The sequence below is a fragment of the Deinococcus phoenicis genome (genome assembly GCF_000599865.1).
GTDB classification, from domain to species: domain Bacteria; phylum Deinococcota; class Deinococci; order Deinococcales; family Deinococcaceae; genus Deinococcus; species Deinococcus phoenicis.
In genome coordinates this window covers 128,760-147,773 of sequence record NZ_JHAC01000011.1, presented here as the reverse complement: position 1 = coordinate 147,773, position 19,014 = coordinate 128,760, and the positions used below count along the sequence as shown (strand labels likewise).

Below are 19,014 nucleotides of genomic sequence, written 5' to 3'. Positions count from 1 at the left end.
TGTTAGCGTCCCGCCATGACGGCTCCCCAGGCAACGCCCCCAGCCACACGCCCCACCCAGGTGTACTTCGACTTTCTTTGCCCTTTCGCCTGGCGCGGCGTGGAACTGGCCGACGTGCTGCGCCGTGAGCGGGGCCTGCCCTTCCGCCTGCGCCACTATTCGCTGCTCCAGGGCAACCACCCCGAGAACCCCGACCGCAAGGCCCCGACGTGGTGGCTTCACGAGCAGCCGGCGGAGGGCGGGAATGCCGCACAACAGGCGAGTTTGCGTGCTTTTCTGGCAGCGCAGGCCGCCGCCAGGCAGGGCGAGGGGGCGGCCTGGGCCTTCACGCTGGCCCTCTTCCGGGCCAAGCACGAGCGTCAGAGCGAACTGGACGAGCAGACGGTGCGTGTGGCCGCCCGGGAAGCCGGACTGGACCTGACCCGCTTTGAGGACGATCTCGCGGATGACCGAACGCTGCGCGAGGCCCTCGCGGCAGAGTTGCGCGACGCAGCGGCGCTCGGCGTGTTCGGCACGCCCACCTTCGTGCTCCCCGACGGGAACGCGGCTTACCTGCGCTTCTCGGGCCTGATCCGTGAGGCACAAGCGGCTCAAGCCCTCTGGAACCTGTACGGCGAGGTCCTGCATTCGGGCGCGGGTATCGAGACGATCAAGCGTCCCCGCTGACCCGGCCGGGTCCATTCACGGCGGCGTATCACTGCGGCGCGGGCGTCAGGCTCAGGCGGGCACGCAGGTCGCGAATCATGGCGGCCTTCTGCCCGCCGCTGATCCCCCGCAACACCCACGCTTTCACGTCCAGCGGATCCTCCAGCCCCTCGTCCAGTGCCAGGCGCAGCGTGTCGAGTTCGGGCACTTTCAGGTCGTTGCGGAGCAGGAATGTCAGGGTCCGCATGACTTCCTCCACCTGGGCGTCACGGGGCAGGGCATGCAGAGCCGCATCAGTGTCCGAAGTCTCTTCCTCCTGGGAGGCCCGCGAAGGTGCTTCCAAGCCTCTTTCCGCCCTCTCCCCCTGCTTCCGCACTTGCTGGCCCTTCTGGGGGCCTTCCAGGGGCAGCAAGACCCCTTCGGGAAGCTGATACTTCTCGGGGTTCTTCAGGAGATCCACGAAAAAGGCTGGGCGACTGCGGGGCTTGTAACCTCCTGAGACGATGCCCTGGTACCGCAAAAGTGTGTCTTCCACCACGGCCTCGCTGTGTTCCCGGACGAGTTGGAGCGCGCGGGTATGGGTGATTCCGATAGCCGCGAGGTTCTGCACCAGCAGCGGGTCGGGTGGGATGAAAGCTTCACCGAACGTGTAGTGCAGGAGCTTTTTCTTGCCCCGCCCCAGATACTCGACGCTTTTCAGGAAGCCTTTCTCGATCAGTTCCTCGTGGGCCGCGTCCAGCGTGCGCTGGGCCATGCTGGGCCGGTCGGTCACGATCTTGCAGGCCTCGGCCCACTCCATCAGACCCACCTGGTACGTCATCGCCACCCGCTCGGGGTTCTCCGGGTCGCGGCGCTGCGAGTCAAGCAGGCGGTACAGGGCGCGTGTGGGGGGCCGCCTGAGGGTCTGCATGAAGCTCAGGTCCAGCGGCTTGATGTACCCCGAGCGCACGCTGCGCGCGATCTCCTGCGGCAGGGTGATTTTCAGGATGCTGCTGGCATCGAGCCGCTCGGCCTCTCCCGACGAGAACTCCAGGCGGTCGATGTACCGGAAGTTCACGTTGGTCCAGCGCTTGCGGGGATGGTCCCGCCAGCCTTCCGCGATGAAGTAGTTCGTGGTCAGGAGCCGCCGCAGACTCTCGTCGAGCGCGGCGTAGTAGCGCCCGCTGGTATCCAGGCCCGCCATTTGCAGCAGCTGGTAGGGCGTGCAGGTCACGCTGCCGTCCGCTGGTGCCCCCTGGTCGATGTACAGATTCACAAGGGCGGCGCTGATGTCCGTGTCGATGCCGTGCGGCACCCCGTACTCGGGCATGGCCTGGCAGGTGACCTTGTAGCGGCGGTCGCCGTCCTCGAGTTCCACACTCCAGTCGCGGTAGTCCGGCGGGATGCGTTCCTGAACGCTGATGAGGCTCAACCGGGCGATGTTGAGTTCGTCGAAGCGTTTGATTCCTTTTTCGGACACGGCCACCCCCTTGTTTGTTGTTTTTTAGATCTTTAAATCTTTTAAAAGATTATATGTTGTCAACAACAAGCGGCGGGGCGCCACGCGTGCTGGACGGCATTTTAGGGGTGAAACGGCGCAAGTTGTCCGATAGTTTGGCGCAAGTTGTCCGATAGTTTTGGGGCCAAAACGGCGCAAGTTGTCCGATACCTCCCCCCCAAACGGCGCAAGTTGTCCGATAGTTTCGGCGCAAGTTGTCCGATACCTCTTTCCCCCAAACGGCGCAAGTTGTCCGATAGTTTGGCGCAAAACGGCGCAAGTTGTCCGATAGTTGGAGGCCAAACGGCGCAAGTTGTCCGATAGTCCCTTGTTTGGCAGTTTGCTGCCAAAAAACGCTGTCTGGGAGGCAGCCGAGAGAAAAACGGCGCAAGTTGTCCGATAGTCCCTACATCAAAAACGGCGCAAGTTGTCCGATACCCTATTTTGCTGCTATTTACATAATTTATAGTGTTTGCTATGTAATTTACGTACCAATTCTACTCTTTTTGGTCGCTTTTGACCTCCCAACAGAGCCAAAAGCTCCTGCTGATTCCTGGGCCGATCTGCGCCCTCGCTTTGGCTGCCCAAAGCGTCTTAGGATGCAGCTTTGCACGGACACCCCGGAAGCAAGATTGGACGAAAACGGCACAAGTTGTCCGATAGGGGAAGTGTGTTCCCAGATCTGCTCGTCACGTGACGAGCAAGTGGGACCGCCTTCGGTTAGGCTGGGTGAAATGCGGACGCTGACGTTCTTCAACCATGCGGGTGGGGTCATGAAATCCAGCCTGACGCGCGATGTCGGTCACACGCTCTCCCAGGCCGGATTGCGTGTCTTGGTCGTGGACCTTGATCCACAGGCCAACCTCACGGACTGGCTGGGTGTGACGGGAGTCACGCGTGAACAGACCGTCTACGACACGGCCACACGCGGTGAGCCTCTCCCCCCTCCGACCCCCACGCATGGACTCCACCTCATTCCCAGCGATGTGTCGCTCGCCCTGGCCGAGGGCCAGATGATGGGTGTCGTCGGCGCACACCTGCACCTGCGGCAGGCACTGCAAGCGGTCGCGGGGCAGTACGACGTGGTCCTGATCGACAGCCCGCCCAGCCTGGGCCAACTCTCCATTCTGGGCGCGCTGGCGGCGGATCATCTGGTGGTGCCGGTCCCCACGCGTCAGAAGGGGATGAATGCCCTGTCGGGGCTGTCGGAGGCCATGGCGACCTACCGCAAGCTGCGCCCGGACCTGACGGTCGCCCTGTACGTGCCCACCCTGTATGACGCGCGGCGCTCGCATGACCGTGAGGCGCTGGCGGCCTTTCAGGGCATGTTGCGGCCCCTCGCCAGCCCGATTCCTGACCGGGGAGCCGTCTGGAACGACAGCGCGAGTGCCGGGCAGCCGGTGGGGGTCTATGCGCCCGGTTCGCCCGTGCATCAGGACGTGTTGCGGGTGACCGCCGAGATCGCGCGCGCCGCAAATCTGAATGTCCAGATTCCCGGGGTGAAGGCGTGACCCGCAAGGCCAGACCCGCCATCGGTGCGCGTCTGACCGGGCTGGTCGAGGGGGTGGAGGCCCTCGGGCAACCGGCGGCGACGACCCTCCCCGTGCAGTCGCTTCGGCCGGGGGCCTTTCAGCCACGGGTCCATTTCGCCCCTGAGGCGCTGGAGGAACTGGCCCGCAGCATCCGTGAGCAGGGCATCCTCCAGCCCCTGCTGGTTCGGCCCCTGGGCGATGGGCAGTATGAGATCGTGGCGGGCGAGCGGCGCTGGCGGGCGGCGCAGCTGGCGGGGCTGGCCGAAGTGCCGGTGCTGCTCCGCGACCTGACTGACGCCCAGGCACAACTGGCCGCCGCCGTCGAGAACCTGCAACGTGAGGACCTGAACGTGCTGGAGGAGGTGCGTGCCCGGCTGCAAGTGGCGGCCTCGACCCTTGGTGTGCCGGTGGGGGAGGCGGTTGCGCGCCTGTTCGCCCTCGACCGTCATCCCCAGGAAGACCCGGAGGCCGTCGCCCGGCTGGAGGCCCTCTTTGGGGCGCTGGGCCGGGAAACCTGGCGCAGTTTCGTGAAGAACCGGGCGGCGGTCCTGAACCTGCCGGAGGATGTGCAGGAGGCAGTCCGGTCCGGCCTGGACTACCGCAAGGCGCTGATCGTGGGCCGGGTGACCGACCAGGCAGGCCGGGCCAGACTGTTGCGGCTGGCTCTGGAAGGCGCGACGGTGCAGGCCCTGCGTGAGCAGGTGGCGCCCCCCCGCCAGGAAACCGCCGACCCGTTCCAGGCCGTCGCCCGTCGCCTGGCAGACCGCCGCACCCTGGCGGAGCTGGATGCGGCGCGGCGGCGCAAGGTCGAACGGCTGCTCCGCCAGATCGGTGAACTGCTCGATTCGGCTTAAGAAAGAGCGCGGGTAGAGTTGCTCGTCACGTGACGAGCAACCGGATTACCGGTCCCGCCCTGCCCGCTGCCGCACCTGTTCAGGCGTGAGGGGTCTGCCGTGTCCCGGCAGAATGCTCCGTAAATCCAGGTCGGCAACGGCCTGAAGCGTGCGCACCGCCTCACGGTGATCCTCGTTGTAGGCCGCGCGGGGAAGATGTGCCCCACCCGGCCCACCCATCAGGGCGTCTCCCGCAATCAGCACCCCATCCCGCAGCAGGCCGATTTGCCCCTGGGTATGTCCGGGCAGATGGACCACCTGCCAGCCCCGCACCTGCTCGCCGGGGTGAACGGGGTGCAGGGCACGCCGGGGCACTTTCGGATGTAAGCGCGAGACGATCTCGCCCAGGTCCGGGCGTCCCGCCGGATAGGGCAGCCGGTGTTCCTCTCCCGTCAGGAGGGCGTGCTCCAGCGGGTGGGCGAGGACAGGAAAACCCAGCCGGGCCGCGATGAAGGCCCCGCCGCTGTGGTCCACATGATGATGGGTCAGAAGCAGCGCGTCGGGCTGAAAAGTCCGCAGCAGGCGCGCGAATTGGGCCGCATACGGCAGAATTCCCGCGTCCACCATCAAGCGCCCACTGGGTGTGTCCAGCAGGTAGGCATTCGCGTACAGCTTTCGCACCCTCACGTTCAACGGCCCGGAGGTGGCAGGAAGGGGCAGGACAGAAGTCACTCGGTGTCGTCCTCATCGGCGCGGTCCAGGGCCGAAAGGGCGGCCCCCATGACCGGCCCCTCGCCGGGCGTCACGGCATAGTCGCACAGGGCGAGAAAGGCGGCGTCAGAGGCCAGGGCGCTCACGCCGAGCGACAGTTCCACCTCCTCCAGCTGGCTCAGCACGTAGTTCACGGCGCTCTCTGGGTTCACCTCGCGCGGGAGCAGGGTCAGCAGGTCCGCGCCCTCGATCAGGCGCAGCTGACCCCGGAAAGGCCCGTCCTCCAGCCAGGAGCGCCATTCCCGCGCCGCCGCGTCCAGGGCGTGCGTGACACCGTGGGGGTGGCGGAGGGTGACCATCAGGGGGAGGCCCTGCCGCTCGTGCAGCTCGGCCTCGGTGCCCAGCTGGCCCAGCCAGCCGATGTGCTGGGCGGCCTGGAAGGCCAGGCGCAGGGCGTCTTCCCGCTCCCGCAGGGTTTCTAGGGTCAGGCGTCGCCAGGCCGGGTCCTCCTCGCCGTCCGGGTTCAGGACGACCGCGCCGTGCCGCAGCACCTGCCAGGACGTGAAGGCCGCCGGAATATCCAGCAGGCCCTCCTCGTCCAGGCCCGTCACCGGGATCAGTTCGGCAGCAGTCAGCAGGGTGGAGAGGACCAGCTGGGCGGGGCGCGGGTTCTCCGCCGGATCGCGGGGGATCAACACGCCTGCCGGATTCACGAAGGCGACAATCATGCCCGCACTCTAGAGTGTCGCCCCGCGCGTGACCGTGCCCGTCATGAGGAACAGGGAATCTGATGACCGGCGCGGGCGCGTAATCCCGCTCGTGACCAAGGTGTCACATTTCTGCTCTCAAAGTGATATCACTTTGATCGGAGGTTGGTATGAATGAACTGGAAAAGGCGCCCGCGTCCGTCGGTCCCGAGGGGGGCGTTTCGCCCAGCAGTGGGGTTGCCAGCGTGGAGCGGCGTGCGTTCGGGCTGCCCGGTGTTCCAGCGGTGCTGCTCTGGCTGGTGCTGGTGGCCGTGGCCGCCTGGGTGACCCTCAGCGGCCTCAGCGTGGGGCTGGGGATCGCGCTGGGGATTTTGGCATTCTTCGCCCTGATCGGGTTTTTTGTCGTCCAGCCCAACCAGGCCAAGGTCCTGACGCTGTTCGGGCGTTATGTGGGCACCGAGCGCCGCAACGGCTTCTACTGGACCAACCCCTTCACGGTGCGCCAGAACGTGTCGCTCCGCATCCGCAACTTCAACTCCGAGCGGCTGAAGGTCAACGACCAGATGGGCAACCCCATCGAGATCGCCGCCGTGATCGTGTGGCGGGTGGTGGACACGGCCCGCGCCGTCTTCGACGTGGAGGATTACGCCGAGTTCGTCGCCATCCAGTCCGAAACGGCCCTGCGTCACCTGGCCGCGCAGTACCCGTATGACGACTACGACGGCAAGAGCTTCTCGCTGCGGAGCAATCCCGACGAGGTCGCCGAGGCCCTGGGGCGCGAGCTGGCGACCCGCCTGCGACACGCGGGGGTGGAGGTGCTCGAAGCCCGCCTCTCGCACCTGGCCTACTCGCCCGAGATCGCGGGAGCGATGCTGCAACGCCAGCAGGCCAGCGCGATCATCGCCGCGCGGCAGCAGATCGTGCAGGGTGCGGTCGGCATGGTCGAGATGGCCCTGCGCGAACTCTCTGAGCAGGGCATCGTGCAGCTCGACGAGGAACGCAAGGCGCAGATGGTCAGCAACCTGCTGGTCGTGCTGACCAGCGAGCGCGGCACGCAGCCGGTCGTGAACGCCGGGAGCCTGTATTGAGCGCCGCCGGATGGGGTGCAGGGGAGAGGCCCTGTGCCCGGAAGGTCAGGTGAGAGGGCGTGGCCCGCAAGAATTACCCGCTCCGCATCAGCCCCGAGCTGTACGCCGCCCTGGAACGCTGGGCCGCCGACGACCTCCGCAGCGTGAACGCGCAGATCGAGTACCTGCTGACCCAGAGCGTGCGGCAGGCTGGACGCTGGAAAGCCGCACCGGAAGCGAAAAAAATTGGGGGAGAAGAGAAGGACTGACTTTGCTCGTCACGTGACGAGCAGAAGGGCAAGGGTGAGGCTGGGCCGCTGTGGCCGCCTCGCCCCTGCCCCGTCAGGCTTCGCGTGCGGCTCTCAGCAACTGGCCGCTCACCACGTCCTCTCGCAGGGCCAGCAGGTCGGGGCGGTAGTAGCGGTCCTGTTCGAGATGAGGGAACAGCTCGCGCACCCACTCATGGGCGGCCTGCACACCTCGCCCCGCCCGGAGGGGCTGGAAGTCGAGTGCCTGGGCGGCGCACATCAGCTCGATACTCAGGACGTTCTGGGCATTGCCGAGAATCTGACGCAGTTGCCGCGCGCCGTGGGCACCCATGCTGACGTGGTCTTCCTGGTTGGCGCTGGTGGGGATGGAGTCCACGCTGGCGGGGTGGGCCAGCACCTTGTTCTCGCTGACCAGAGCGGCGGCGGTGTACTGGGCGATCATGTAGCCGCTGTTCAGCCCACCCTGCGGCGTCAGGAAGCCCGGCAGGCCCGACAGCGCCGGGTTCAGCAGTTGCTCGGTGCGCCGCTCGCTGATGCTGGCGAGTTCGGCCACTGCGACCTTCAGCGCGTCGGCGGTGAGGGCCAGCGGTTGCCCGTGGAAGTTGCCGCCGGAGATGACTTCGCCCGTCTCCGGGAAAATCAGCGGATTGTCGGTCACGGAGGCGAACTCGACCTCCAGCACCCGCCCGGCCTGCATCAGCGCGTCCAGAGTGGCCCCGTGAACCTGAGGCACGGCGCGCAGGCTGTAGGCGTCCTGCACCTTGCCACAGCCCGCGTGGGCGGGCGCGATCTCGGAGTCGTGCAGGAAGGAGCGTAGTTCGGCGGCGACTTCCAGCGCACCCGGATGGGGCCGCAGCCGCACCACGCCCTCGCTGAAGGGGCGGTGGCTCCCGGAAAGGGCCTCGACCGTCATCGCGGCGGCGAGGTTGGCGGTGTGCAGCAGCATGCGGGCGTCGTGCAGCGCGAGCGCCAGCAAGCTGCCCATCAGCTGCGTGCCGTTGATGAGGGCCAGCCCCTCCTTGGCCTGCAATGCCAGCGGCGCGAGGCCCAGGTCGGCCAGCACGTCCCCGGCGGGCCGCACCTGGCCCCCGTATTCCATCTCCCCCAGCCCCAGCAGCGCCAGCGCGAGGTGGGCCAGCGGCGCGAGGTCGCCCGAGGCCCCTACGCTGCCCTGCGCGGGGACGACCGGGTGCGCGCCCGCGTTCAGCAGGGTCAGCAGGGCTTCGACAACCTCCGGCCGCACACCGGAATGCCCGAGCGAGAGCGATTGCGCGCGCAGCAGCAACATGCCGCGCACCACCTCGGCGGGGAGGGGATCACCGACGCCGATGGCATGCGACACGATCAGGTTGTGCTGGAGGCGGGCCAGTTCATCCCGGGCAATCCGCACGTTGGCGAATTTGCCGAAGCCGGTGTTCACGCCGTAGACGGCGTCCGGGCCGTCCACGATGCGCTCGATGACTGCCCGCGCGGTCAGGATGCGTTCCCGCGCCGCGTCCGAGAGGGTCACCGTTTCCCCGCCGCGTACCACGCGGATGAAGTCGTCAAGCGTCAATTGCCGGTCCAGAATCACAGCGTCATCTCCTTGAGGTTCTGCCCGCCCACGAACACGTCGCGGACCGGGTTCAGGCCGAGGGTGTAGGCGAGGTCGCGCCAGTCGGGCGAATGCAGCGCCAGGAAGTCGGCGCGCTGGCCGACCACGAGCGCCCCCCGGTCGGTCAGACCCAGGGCGGCGGCGGCGTTGACCGTGCTGGCGGTCAGCGCCTCGGCGGGCGTGAGGCCGTTCAGCCGCACGGCGAGGGCCAGAGCGAGCTGGGCGCTGAACAGGGGCGAGCTGCCCGGATTCAGGTCGGTGCCGACCGCCACACACGCCCCGGCATCCACCAGAGCGCGGGCAGGCGCAGCAGGTAATCCCAGGTGGAGCGTCACGCCCGGCAGCACCGTCGCCACGGTCTGCGAGGCGGCCAGCGCCGCGATCTGCGCCTCGCCGCTGGCTTCCAGGTGGTCCACACTCAGCCCGCCGAGGGCACAGGCGAGTTCCGTCCCGCCGAGCGCATGGAACTGATCGGCGTGCAGTTTGACGCGCAGGCCGTTTGCCTGGGCCGCTGTGAGGATGGCGCGGGTTTCCTCCACCGTGAACGCCTCGCGCTCGCAGAACACGTCCACGGCGTCGGCCAGCCCTTCGTGGGCCACCTCTGGAATCAGTTCCTCACAGACCGCACGCACGTACGCTGTGCGGCCCTCGGTGGGCGGGACATGGATCAGCAGCGTGGGAACGAGGGTGGCCGGGACGCGGGTTTGCAGGGTCCGCACCGCCTCCAGCATCCGCAGCTCGGCGCCAAAGTCCAGGCCGTAGCCGCTCTTGACCTCGATGGTGGTCGCGCCACTCCGGGCGAGGGCGTCCAGCCGGGGCCGCGCCAGCGCCACCAGTTCCGCTACCCCCGCCGCCGCCGTCGCCCGCATGGTGCTGCGGATGCCGCCGCCGCGCGCCAGCATCTCCTCGTAGGGCACCCCTTCCACCCGCGCCTCGAAGTCCGCGAGGCGGTCCCCGGCCCAGATCGCGTGCGTGTGCGGGTCGGTCAATCCGGGAACGACGGCGACACCGCCCAGATCGACGGTGCCCAGACCGGCGGTGTTGGGAAGGCGCGGAGCCTCCCCAGCCGGTCCCACCCAGGCGATCACGCCGTCCCGGACGAGCAGCGCCGCGTCCTCCAGCACGGTCAGCTCACGCATCGCGCCGCCGCGCTGGGGGCCGGGCGGAGGCGTCACCAGTTGCGCGATGCCCGTAAAGAGCGTCCCTGTGCGCTCAGGACCGGGCATCGAACACCTCGCACAGCGTCTCTATGACCAGCCGCGCGCCGATGAGGGCACTCCGCCCGGTCGGGTCGAGGTTGGGCGCGAGTTCCACCAGATCGAGGCCGACCAGGGTATTCCGCTGGACCGCCCCGCGAATCAGGGCCAGCGTCTGCGCGTAGGTCAGCCCGTCCGGCTCGGGGCTGCTGGTACCGGGCAACACGGCGGGGTCGAGGGCGTCCGCGTCCACGCTGAGGTAAACGTTTTTCCCGCTGGGCAGCCGGGCCAGCACACCGGTCAGATCAGCGGCAACCTCTGTCATCGGAATCAGGGTATGCCCACGCACCCGGGCCGCCCGGACCGCCTCCGGGTCGAAGCGCAGGCCGCGCAGCCCGATAGTGGTGATGTGGACGAGGTTCGGCAGTTCCTCTGCGGCCCGGCGGAAGGGGCTGGAGTTGCTGAAGCGGGTGTCGTTCCGCACGTCCGTGAAGTCGAGGTGCGCGTCGAGCTGAATCACATGCAGCTCGGGTACGTCCGCGAAGGCCCGCAGCAGCGGAAAAGTCACGCTGTGGTCGCCGCCCAGGAACACCGGAAGGTGGCAGCGTTCGCGCAGTTGCCGGGCCGCCCCGGTCGTGCGTTCGCGGGCCAGGTCCGGCTCCAGACTGGGCAGCAGCACGTCCCCGGCATCGGCGAAGGTCACGCCATCCAGCCGGGTGCGCCCCGACAGGTCGGTAAAGGGTGGGACATAGCGCAGGCTGGCTTCCCGTAGGGCGCGGGGGGCGTAGCGGGCACCGGGCCGGAACCCCAGGGCGATGTCGAAGGGGATGCCCAGCACGCCCACGTCTGCCCGCCAGTCCCCGTCCGGCTCCGCCAGGGGCGCGCGGGCGAAGCTGACGTGTCCGGCAAAGGGCAGGTGCGTCACCGGATACCCAGGCTGGGCAGGTCCAGGCCACGTTCGCGGGCCACGTCCTGCGCGAGGTCGTATCCGGCGTCCGCGTGGCGGATCACGCCCATGCCGGGATCGTTGGTGAGGCAGCGGCTCAGGCGCTGGGCGGCCTCGGGTGTGCCGTCGGCCAGCGCCACCAGCCCGGCGTGCTGCGAGAAGCCCAGGCCCACGCCGCCGCCGTGGTGGAAGCTCATCCAGGCCGCGCCCGACGCGATCCCTACCCCGAAGTTCAGCAGCGCCCAGTCCGAGACGGCGTCGCTGCCGTCCTTCATGGCCTCCGTCTCGCGGTAGGGGCTGGCGACTGACCCTGCGTCGAGGTGGTCACGTCCGATCACGATGGGGGCTTTCAGACGACCGTCCGCCACCATCTCGTTGAACAGCAGGGCGGCCCGGTCGCGCTCGCGGTAGCCCAGCCAGCAGATGCGCGCGGGGAGGCCCTGGAAGGCGATCTGATCGGCGGCGTAGGTCAGCCAGGATTGCAGGCGCTCGTCGTCGGGGAAGAGTTCGAGCAGTGCCCGGTCGGTCGCGCGGATGTCCTCCGGGTCGCCGCTGAGGGCCACCCAGCGGAACGGCCCCCGCCCCTCGCAGAAGGAATCGCGGATAAACGCGGGCACAAAGCCGGGGTAGTCGAAGGCGTTTTCCACGCCCGCCTCGGAGGCCCGCTGCCGCAGATTGTTGCCGTAGTCGAAGGCAACCGCGCCGCGTTTCTGGAGTTCCAGAATGGCCCGGACGTGCGCCGCCATCGCCCCGTAAGCCCGCTCGCGGTACACCTCCGGCTGCTCGGTGCGCAGTTGGCCCGCGTCCTCGTCGGGCTGAAGGACGGGAATGTAGCCCCACATCGGGTCGTGGGCGCTGGTCTGGTCGGTGACGAGGTCGGGCGTCCAGTTCAGCTCGACGAGTTGCGGCACCAGTTCGGCAGCGTTGCCGAGGACACCGATGGAGCGGGCCACGCCCTCCGCCTTGTACTTCTCGGCGCGCTGAATGGCGTCCTGAAGGTTGTCCGCCACTTCATCGAGATAGCGGGTGTCCAGCCGCTTCTGGATGCGGGTGGGGTCGATCTCGATATTGAGGCTCACGCCGCCCGCCAGCTTCACCGCGAGGGGCTGCGCGCCGCCCATGCCGCCCAGGCCCGCCGTGACGGTGACGGTGCCCCTCAGGCTGCCGCCGAAGTGCTTGCGGGCGGCGCTGGCAAACGTCTCGTAGGTGCCCTGGAGGATGCCCTGGGTCCCGATGTAGATCCAGCTTCCGGCGGTCATCTGGCCGTACATCATCAGCCCGGCCTGGTCGAGCTTGTCGAAGGTTTCCCAGTTCGCCCAGTGCGGCACGAGGTTGGAGTTGGCCAGCAACACGCGGGGTGCCCACTCGTGCGTCCGCAGCACGGCGACGGGCTTGCCGGACTGGATCAGCAGCGTCTCGTCGTTCTCCAGGCGGTCGAGCGTCTCCACGATCTGGTGGAAGGCGTCCCAGTTGCGCGCCGCCTTCCCGCGTCCGCCGTACACGACGAGGTTCTCGGGGTGTTCGGCCACCTCCGGGTCGAGGTTGTTCATCAGCATCCGCTTGGCGGCTTCCTGAATCCAACCTTTGGCGGTGCGCTGGGGGCCACGTGGCGCGCGAATGACGGGGGCAGTCTGGGGAGGCTCGGTGGAAGTCATGGCAGGTCCTTTCGGGGGGAGACAGGTGAATCGGGGTGCGCCTATCGTCCCCCGACCCGGCCCGCCTCACAACCTGCTTTTCCGGGGTAGGCGGAAAGGGCTTAGGCTGGGGCCATGCCCCGGACCCTCTCCACCGTGGACAGCGCCGTGCGCGTCCTCGAAGCCTTCGACGCCGACTGCACCGAATGGACGCTGAGCGAACTGGCCGCCCACCTGGGGCAGCCGACCTCCACCCTGCACGAGCAGCTCACGACGCTGACGGCGAGCGGTCTCCTGGTGCGGGTCGCGCGTGGGCGCTACCGCCTGGGCTGGCGGCTGCTGAAGCTCTCCAGTGCCCTCTACGGCAGCGTGCCCTGGTACGCGGTCGCCCACGACGCGATGAATGCCCTGGCGCGCGGCACCCACCTGCTGGCCTTCCTTTGTGTGCTGGAAAGGGACGGCACGGGCGGAAACCAGGTCCTCTGTATCGCCCGTTCGGTGCAGGGCCGTGACGGTCCCTCGGTGGTGGGGGAGACGCAGTTCGTCTTGCCCCCCCACGCCAGCGCCAGCGGCAAACTGCTGTATGCGCTGCACGGCCTCGACCCGTCCGAAGGTGCCCCCCGCTTCACCCCCCGCACCCTCCAGACGCCCTGGGAGGCGGAAGCCGCAGCCATCCAGTCCGCACGCCTCGCTATCACGCGCGACGAGTGGGAGGTCGGGACGAGTGGGCTGGCCGTGCCCCTCGTCGGGGCGGAAGGTCAGGTGCTGGCGGCCCTGGGCGTGAGCCTGCCTACCCCCCGCCTGCGTGAACAGGAACAGTTGACCCGTCGCCTGCGTGACGCGGCCGACGAGGTGGCCTGGGCGCTGGGCCACCGTCCGGGGTGAGGGGGTGGCCCAGCGCCCAGGCCAGAAACAGCAGCCGGTGGAAGGGCTTTTTCTCCCTCCCACCGTTGGAAGTACGCGCCGATCAAGTCTGCTCGTCACGTGACGAGCGACCCGGTCTACCCCCTGAAACGTGCGGCCAGCCCCGTCGTCATGCGGGCCAGCAACAGGACGTCCACGCCCACCGCGACAAAGGTATAACCCCACTCCAGATAGGTGCGGGCCACGTTCTCGTCGGTCGCGAGGATGCCTGCGGCCTTGCCCGCCGCCCGAATCCGCCGGGCGGCTTCCCGGATGGCGGCCTGGACCTCCGGGTGCCCGGGATTCCCCAGGTGCCCGAAGGACGCGGCGAGGTCGGCGGGGCCGATGAATACGCCGTCCACCCCTTCCACCGCCGCGATCTCGTCCAGGGCCTCCAGCCCCGTCACCGACTCCACCTGCACCAGCAGGCAGATGCCCGCGTCGGCCTGCCCCAGGTACTCGGCATTCCGCGAGAAGCGGCTCGCGCGAACCAGCGCACTCGCCACACCCCGGATGCCCTGCGGCGGGTAGCGGGTGGCGGCCACCAGTTCCCGCGCCTGCGCCGCCGTCTCGACCATCGGAATCAGCAGGTTGCGCGCGCCGATGTCCAGCAGTTGCTTGATCAGGACTGGGTCACCCACGGGCGGGCGCACCACCGGAGCAGACGGATACGGCGCGACGGCCTGAAGCTGCGCCAGAATGGAACGCACGTCGTTGGGTGCGTGTTCGCCGTCGATCACCAGCCAGTCGAAGCCCGCCCCGGCGCAGACCTCGGCGCTGTAGGCGTCGGCCAGGGCCAGCCAGAAACCGTAGAGGGTGTCGCCCTGCGTCAGCGCGGTCTTGAAGGCGTTCCCGGAAGCCGGGGTCTCAGCGCCCACGTGCGTCTCCCGCAAACCGGCAGGAGAAGGTCCCCAGCGGCCCGTAGTCGAAGGTGAACACGTCGCCGGACGCGATGTCCACCGGGCGGGTGAACGATCCGGCCAGCACCACCTCGCCCGCCTTCAGCCCCTCACCGTGGGGCGCGAGGCGGTTGGCGAGCCAGGCGATGCCCGCCGCCGGATGGCCCAGCACGCCCGCCGCCACCCCAGTTTCCTCGATGACGCCGTTGCGGATGCACAGGGCGGCCGCCCAGCGCAGGTCCACGTCACCGGGTCTCACCGCGCGTCCGCCCAGGATGATCCCGGCATTGGCGGCATTGTCGCTGATGGTGTCGGTCACGCGGCGGGGCTTGCCGGTTTCCTGGCTGACCCGCTGAATCCGCGCGTCGATGATCTCGGCGGCGGGCGTCACGTATTCGGTGGCGCGCAGCACGTCCAGCAGCGTCACGCCGGGGCCGCGCAGATCACTGTGCAGGAGGAAGGCCAGCTCGACCTCCACTTTGGGCGCGACGAAGCGCGAGAGGGGAATGTCCCCGTTCGGCTCGAAGAACATGTCGTCCAGCAGCGCCCCGTAATCCGGCTCGTCGATCTGCGAGGCCATCTGCATCGCCCGCGAGGTCAGGCCGATCTTGTGCCCCAGGATGCGCCGCCCCCCCGCCGTCTTGCGGGCCACCCACGCCCGCTGCACCGCGTAAGCGTCCGCGATGGTCATTCCCGGGAACCGTTCGGAGAAGGGGAGAAGCTGGACCCCGCTCGCCTCCGCCCCGTCCAACTCGGTCGCCAGGCCGGAGAGGGTGTCCTCGGGAATGACGCGCCCCGCTGACGGCTGACCGCTGGCGGCTGACGGCTCAGATGACATGGGCCGGAATTCCCTTCAACTCGCCCTCGACCGGCTTGACCCAGCCGCCGCCGAACGCTTCTAGAAGCGAACCTTCCTCGAACCAGCTCCGGGGCGTTTTCGCGCCCCACAGCGTCTGCCGCCGGGGGTCGTTGAGCTGCCAGCGGATCGGCTCGAAGTCGGGGTCCACGGTGATGTAGTCGCTGGTGTACAGCTCGATACGGTGGCCGTCCGGGTCGCGGATATACAGGAAGAAGGCGTTGGAGATGCCGTGCCGCCCCGGCCCGCGCTCGATGCGCTCGGGCTGCCGCGCCCCCGCCAGAATGTCGCAGGTGCGGATGATGCTCATGGCGTCGGGCATCCAGTAGGCCCAGTGGTGCAGCCTCGGCCCCGCGCCATTCGTCATGGCGAGGTCGTGGACGCCGCCCCGGCGCTGAATCCACGCCGCCCAGATGCGCCCCGCCTCGTCCTCAGTGAACTCGGAGGTACGAAAGCCCAGCTCGCGCCCGTACCAGTTCATCATGCCGGCGACGTCGGGCGTCATCACGTTCACATGGTCCACCCGTTGCAGGCCCGGCCCCCGGTGCTGGTGGTAGTCCTGAAGCAGCCAGGGGTAGGTCTTGCTCTCGCGGAAAAAGGCCACCGGCACGCCGAAGGGGTCCTGCATCCGCAGCATTCTGGGCCGGTCGAGTTCTTCCTCCCAGCGGTAGGGGAGACCCTCGCGCTCGGCCAGGGCTGCCAGGCCATCCAGACAGGCGTCCGTCCGCACTCGGTATGCGATATGCCGCACGCCCGCCTCCGGGGACTGCTCCAGCTTCAGCGTCCACTCGCGGTCCTCCACGCCACGCAGGTAGAGGGCACCCGGCGTCTCGTGCAGCACGTTCATGCCCAGCAGGTTCACGTAGAAGTCGCGCGAGGCCTCCAGGTCCGTGACGGTGAAGACGGTGTGGGCGATGCGAATCACGTCGGGGCGGGGAGCGGTCACGCCGTCACCCCCTCGGACTGGCTCTGGGCCACCTGCGGCTTCTCGCTGCGTTTCAGAAACTGCCCGATCCGCTCCACGGCGGGCTGCTTGTCGTACACCTCGTACAGCGCGGTGTGCATCCGCACCGGGTCCCCGAAGAAGAACTTCTCGTAGAGGCTCTGGCGGCCCCCGAACGAACTCATGGACATGTCCCAGGCGAGGCGGAAGAGTTTGAGGCGGTCCTCCGCGCTGGCGTTCCCGGCTTGCAGGTACTTGGCGATCTGCGGCCCCAGCGGTCCCTCGCGGTCGGCCTGGCTGGGCATCATGATGATGCCGGATGCGCCCAGCAGTTGCAGCAGTTCGGGGAGGCGGGCGTACATGGCCGGGTAATAGTTGCGGGCAGCGTCCAGCGGGCCGCGTGCCGGAGTCATCACGCCGTACTCGTTCACGGTCGCGCCGGCCACGGCGGCCACCTCCAGCGCCTTCATGATTTCCAGCATGATGATGATCTCGGCCACCTTGCTCTGCACGTGCTGAAATTGCCCGCTGCCGATGGCGTTCACGATGCTCTGCGCGGTGCCCAGGAAGGCTTCCGTCTTGGCAATCTTGAGGTTCACCACCTGATACGCCATGTGCAGCACGGCATCCGTCGCCGCATAGGCCTTGTTCGCCAGCTCCACGTCGTACAGCAGGAAGACGCGTTCCCAGGGCACCAGCACGTCGTCGAAGATCACGAAGGCGTCCTGCTCGTCGAAACGGCTGCCGAGGGGATGATCTTCCGGCCCCCTGCCGATGTCGAACGGCTCGCGGCACTGGAAGCTCAGGCCGGGCGCATTGGTGGGCAGCGCAAAGCCCATCGCGTAGCGGCTCTTGTCGGCGTTTTCCTTCAGTACGGTGGACGGGAACACCAGAATCTCGTCGGCAATCGGCAGCGTCGCCATCATGCGCGCGCCCCGCACGACGATGCCTTCCTCGCGCTCCTCCACTACACCCAGCGCGATATAGGGGTCAGGCATCTCGCTGGCCTGCTTCGCGCGGTTCACCTGCGGGTTGGTCAGCGCGTGCGTGAGGCAGAGGTCATGCTCGCGCACGAACTCGGCGTAGCGGCGCATGTTCGCGGCAAAGTCGCGCTTCTCGCTGCCCGGGTGGCTGGCGCTGCACTGGTTGAAATACTCGGCCCCCGCCCCCGCCGCCATCACGTTCGCATTCATGTAATCGGGCGCACGGCCCAGGAAGCCCAGCGAGTAGTCCGCGCGGATGCGGTGCGCCTCCCCGATGCGGGCTAGGTCCTCCTGGCTGCGCGGCACCATCAGGCTCATAGGGTACCGCTGGCCGTTTTCCTCGTAGGTCAGCTTCTCGCGCAGGTCCGGCTGGTTCTGGAGGTCGTACAGGCCCGCCAGCGAGTGCGCCATGTTGCGTGTGGCGGGGTGCGTGGTGGGGTCTTCCACCCGCTGACCGTCAATGTAGAGGGTGGGCGGATTCTGCCGCAGGCGGTCGAGGAACTGCTGTCCGGTGATGGCTGCCATAGGGGGTGCCTCCTTAGCTCTGTTCGTCGGTGGGGGTGTGGTACTTGAAGACTTTGATGACGTAGCCGTCGGGGTCAGCCACGAAGAAGCCGTAAGGGCCGGCGGCGTGGCGGTACTCCTCGCGCAGGTCACGGCGGATGGCAGCCCGTTCCGAAAGGCGAGTGAACATAGCGTCCACTTCGCCAAATGAATCCAGTTCGATGCCCAGATACGTCACGGTACTCACGTCCGGGGGCGAGTCGGTGTGGTCGAAAATCAGGCGGGTGGTGCCGTCCAGGGTGACGAACAGCCGCTTTCCACTCGCATGACGGGACGTTTCCGCGCCGAAGCTTTCGTAAAACGCCTGTGTGCGGTCCAGGTCCAGTGCCTTGAAGGCGACGTGTTCGAGCAGGGCCATGTCAGTCTTTCTTCCCCGCCAGCCCTCTATAGTCCGAATCCACGAAAATCCCGCCCTGCCGCTGCTCCGTGATGTCCTGCGGGTCGCCGTGGATGTGTTCCACCTCTGCCGCGTAGGCTTCGGCGTTGTCCTGTGGCGTGTAGCCCAGCACGTCCCAGCCGTCCTCGGTCATCCAGCGGCGGGTGTTGCCGCTGATACCCGCAACAATCAGGAAACCCACGTCCGGCGCGGTGATGGCCTTTTCAAAAAGCTGCACGGCGTCACGCGGGCTGAGCCAGGTGCTGAGGTGCCGGGCGTCCTTCGGCCTGGGCTGGAAGGAGCAGATGCGGACGCCCACGAACGTCAGTCCGTACCGTTCCCAGTACATCCGGCCCAGCGCCTCACCGAAGACCTTGCTGACGCCGTAATACGTGTCCGGGCGCACCGGCATGTCCGGGCTGACCTTCTCCGAGCGAGGGTAGAAGCCGACGGCGTGAATGCTGGAGGCAAAGGCCACCCGCCGCACCCCTGCCTGCCGCGCCGCCTCCAGCACGTTATACGTGCCGTCCATGTTCACGGTGCGGATATGTTCGTAGGTGTCCTCATCGGGAATGCCGCCCAGATGAATCACAGCGTCCACGCCTTCCATCGCCGCGCGCACCTCGTCGAAGCTGGTAAGGTCGGCCCGCACGAGTTCCTCGCCTGCCTGCGCCTCGCCCAGGTCGCGGTTGTCGGTCAGGCGTACCACGGGAAAGCGCCCGCGCAGGCCCTCGCGGAGGGCGGTGCCGACCTGCCCGGCGGCTCCGGTGATGAGGAGGCGGTGGGGGGGTGGGGGTTGGGTCATAGGGGGCCTCGCAGGTAGGGCAGGCTTTGCCTGCCACCCCTCTCCCCGGCCCTCTCCCGCAAGGGGAGAGGGAG

The 19,014-nt window shown here is 68.0% G+C and carries 19 protein-coding genes; 6 read left to right on the top strand and 13 right to left on the bottom strand.

The genetic code is table 11. From position 1 onward, the window contains the following. Positions 1-15: 15 nt before the first annotated feature. Entirely contained in the window at positions 16-666 is a 651-nt protein-coding gene (locus tag DEIPH_RS03915; RefSeq protein WP_051517128.1) for a DsbA family oxidoreductase, read from the top strand. Between the two features lie 28 nt (positions 667-694). On the opposite strand, the gene DEIPH_RS03910 is transcribed toward DEIPH_RS03915, so the two are convergent. Further along, complete coding sequence (locus tag DEIPH_RS03910) at positions 695-2,104, bottom strand: replication initiator protein A (RefSeq protein ID WP_034354290.1); 1,410 nt, start codon at positions 2,102-2,104, stop codon at positions 695-697. Positions 2,105-2,856: 752 nt separating this feature from the next. Between DEIPH_RS03910 and DEIPH_RS03905 the strand changes: the two genes are divergently transcribed. After that, positions 2,857-3,633: a ParA family protein gene (locus tag DEIPH_RS03905; RefSeq protein WP_034354077.1), complete on the top strand. Its 777-nt coding sequence runs from the start codon at positions 2,857-2,859 to the stop codon at positions 3,631-3,633. After that, positions 3,630-4,508, top strand: a complete 879-nt coding sequence (locus DEIPH_RS03900; RefSeq protein WP_034354074.1) for a ParB/RepB/Spo0J family partition protein — start codon at positions 3,630-3,632, stop codon at positions 4,506-4,508. Before DEIPH_RS03905 ends, DEIPH_RS03900 begins: the two co-directional genes overlap by 4 nt. A 45-nt stretch (positions 4,509-4,553) precedes the next feature. Here DEIPH_RS03900 and DEIPH_RS03895 read toward each other — a convergent pair whose 3' ends face one another. Both DEIPH_RS03895 and DEIPH_RS03890 read right to left on the bottom strand, forming a co-directional pair. Further along, entirely contained in the window at positions 4,554-5,168 is a 615-nt protein-coding gene (locus tag DEIPH_RS03895) for an MBL fold metallo-hydrolase (protein ID WP_235183162.1), read from the bottom strand. 47 nt (positions 5,169-5,215) lie between these two features. Next, positions 5,216-5,926, bottom strand: coding sequence for an HAD family hydrolase (locus DEIPH_RS03890; protein WP_034354070.1), 711 nt, complete (start codon positions 5,924-5,926; stop codon positions 5,216-5,218). Between the two features lie 149 nt (positions 5,927-6,075). On the opposite strand from DEIPH_RS03890, the gene DEIPH_RS03885 reads away from it, so the two are divergent. After that, positions 6,076-6,993: an SPFH domain-containing protein gene (locus DEIPH_RS03885; protein ID WP_200868155.1), complete on the top strand. Its 918-nt coding sequence runs from the start codon at positions 6,076-6,078 to the stop codon at positions 6,991-6,993. Positions 6,994-7,052: 59 nt separating this feature from the next. Further along, on the top strand, positions 7,053-7,241 hold the full coding sequence (locus DEIPH_RS03880; protein WP_034354067.1) for a hypothetical protein: 189 nt from the start codon (positions 7,053-7,055) through the stop codon (positions 7,239-7,241). 73 nt (positions 7,242-7,314) lie between these two features. Here DEIPH_RS03880 and hutH read toward each other — a convergent pair whose 3' ends face one another. From hutH to hutU, 4 genes are read right to left on the bottom strand one after another with little or no spacing between them, the layout of a single operon-like run. Continuing rightward, positions 7,315-8,814, bottom strand: coding sequence for a histidine ammonia-lyase (gene hutH, locus DEIPH_RS03875; protein ID WP_034354063.1), 1,500 nt, complete (start codon positions 8,812-8,814; stop codon positions 7,315-7,317). Next, positions 8,811-10,061, bottom strand: a complete 1,251-nt coding sequence (gene hutI, locus DEIPH_RS03870) for an imidazolonepropionase (RefSeq protein ID WP_034354060.1) — start codon at positions 10,059-10,061, stop codon at positions 8,811-8,813. The genes hutH and hutI overlap by 4 nt, the downstream gene beginning before the upstream one ends. Then, positions 10,048-10,956: an arginase family protein gene (locus DEIPH_RS03865; protein WP_034354056.1), complete on the bottom strand. Its 909-nt coding sequence runs from the start codon at positions 10,954-10,956 to the stop codon at positions 10,048-10,050. The genes hutI and DEIPH_RS03865 overlap by 14 nt, the downstream gene beginning before the upstream one ends. Then, on the bottom strand, positions 10,953-12,632 hold the full coding sequence (gene hutU, locus DEIPH_RS03860) for a urocanate hydratase (protein ID WP_034354053.1): 1,680 nt from the start codon (positions 12,630-12,632) through the stop codon (positions 10,953-10,955). The genes DEIPH_RS03865 and hutU overlap by 4 nt, the downstream gene beginning before the upstream one ends. Positions 12,633-12,746: 114 nt before the next feature. Between hutU and DEIPH_RS03855 the strand changes: the two genes are divergently transcribed. Beyond that, on the top strand, positions 12,747-13,496 hold the full coding sequence (locus DEIPH_RS03855; RefSeq protein ID WP_034354050.1) for an IclR family transcriptional regulator: 750 nt from the start codon (positions 12,747-12,749) through the stop codon (positions 13,494-13,496). A gap of 116 nt (positions 13,497-13,612) precedes the next feature. Here the strand turns inward: DEIPH_RS03855 and hpaI are convergent, their stop codons facing one another. The 6 genes from hpaI to DEIPH_RS03825 are packed head-to-tail and all read right to left on the bottom strand — an operon-like array spanning position 13,613 to position 18,940. After that, on the bottom strand, positions 13,613-14,392 hold the full coding sequence (hpaI, locus tag DEIPH_RS03850) for a 4-hydroxy-2-oxoheptanedioate aldolase (protein ID WP_034354047.1): 780 nt from the start codon (positions 14,390-14,392) through the stop codon (positions 13,613-13,615). Continuing rightward, positions 14,382-15,251: a 2-oxo-hept-4-ene-1,7-dioate hydratase gene (gene hpaH / locus DEIPH_RS03845; RefSeq protein WP_051517127.1), complete on the bottom strand. Its 870-nt coding sequence runs from the start codon at positions 15,249-15,251 to the stop codon at positions 14,382-14,384. The genes hpaI and hpaH overlap by 11 nt, the downstream gene beginning before the upstream one ends. Further along, complete coding sequence (hpaD, locus tag DEIPH_RS03840; protein ID WP_051517126.1) at positions 15,241-16,215, bottom strand: 3,4-dihydroxyphenylacetate 2,3-dioxygenase; 975 nt, start codon at positions 16,213-16,215, stop codon at positions 15,241-15,243. Before hpaD ends, hpaH begins: the two co-directional genes overlap by 11 nt. Continuing rightward, positions 16,212-17,720 carry a 4-hydroxyphenylacetate 3-monooxygenase, oxygenase component gene (hpaB, locus tag DEIPH_RS03835; RefSeq protein WP_034354043.1) on the bottom strand — a complete coding sequence of 503 codons (1,509 nt, stop codon included), beginning with the start codon at positions 17,718-17,720 and terminating at the stop codon, positions 16,212-16,214. The genes hpaD and hpaB overlap by 4 nt, the downstream gene beginning before the upstream one ends. Positions 17,721-17,733: 13 nt before the next feature. Further along, a complete protein-coding gene (locus tag DEIPH_RS03830) occupies positions 17,734-18,117 on the bottom strand; it encodes a VOC family protein (protein ID WP_034354040.1) in 384 nt (127 codons plus the stop codon). Between the two features lies 1 nt (position 18,118). Then, positions 18,119-18,940: an NAD-dependent epimerase/dehydratase family protein gene (locus DEIPH_RS03825; RefSeq protein ID WP_034354038.1), complete on the bottom strand. Its 822-nt coding sequence runs from the start codon at positions 18,938-18,940 to the stop codon at positions 18,119-18,121. Positions 18,941-19,014 lie beyond the last annotated feature (74 nt).

Coding starts and splice junctions, on each gene's coding strand:
- DEIPH_RS03915 (WP_051517128.1), top strand. CDS start 16: ATGACGGCTCCCCAGGCAACGCCCCCAGCCACACGCCCCACCCAGGTG.
- DEIPH_RS03905 (WP_034354077.1), top strand. CDS start 2,857: ATGCGGACGCTGACGTTCTTCAACCATGCGGGTGGGGTCATGAAATCC.
- DEIPH_RS03890 (WP_034354070.1), bottom strand. CDS start 5,926: ATGATTGTCGCCTTCGTGAATCCGGCAGGCGTGTTGATCCCCCGCGAT.
- DEIPH_RS03885 (WP_200868155.1), top strand. CDS start 6,076: ATGAATGAACTGGAAAAGGCGCCCGCGTCCGTCGGTCCCGAGGGGGGC.
- hutI (WP_034354060.1), bottom strand. CDS start 10,061: ATGCCCGGTCCTGAGCGCACAGGGACGCTCTTTACGGGCATCGCGCAA.
- hutU (WP_034354053.1), bottom strand. CDS start 12,632: ATGACTTCCACCGAGCCTCCCCAGACTGCCCCCGTCATTCGCGCGCCA.
- DEIPH_RS03855 (WP_034354050.1), top strand. CDS start 12,747: ATGCCCCGGACCCTCTCCACCGTGGACAGCGCCGTGCGCGTCCTCGAA.
- hpaH (WP_051517127.1), bottom strand. CDS start 15,251: ATGTCATCTGAGCCGTCAGCCGCCAGCGGTCAGCCGTCAGCGGGGCGC.
- hpaB (WP_034354043.1), bottom strand. CDS start 17,720: ATGGCAGCCATCACCGGACAGCAGTTCCTCGACCGCCTGCGGCAGAAT.
- DEIPH_RS03830 (WP_034354040.1), bottom strand. CDS start 18,117: ATGGCCCTGCTCGAACACGTCGCCTTCAAGGCACTGGACCTGGACCGC.
- DEIPH_RS03825 (WP_034354038.1), bottom strand. CDS start 18,940: ATGACCCAACCCCCACCCCCCCACCGCCTCCTCATCACCGGAGCCGCC.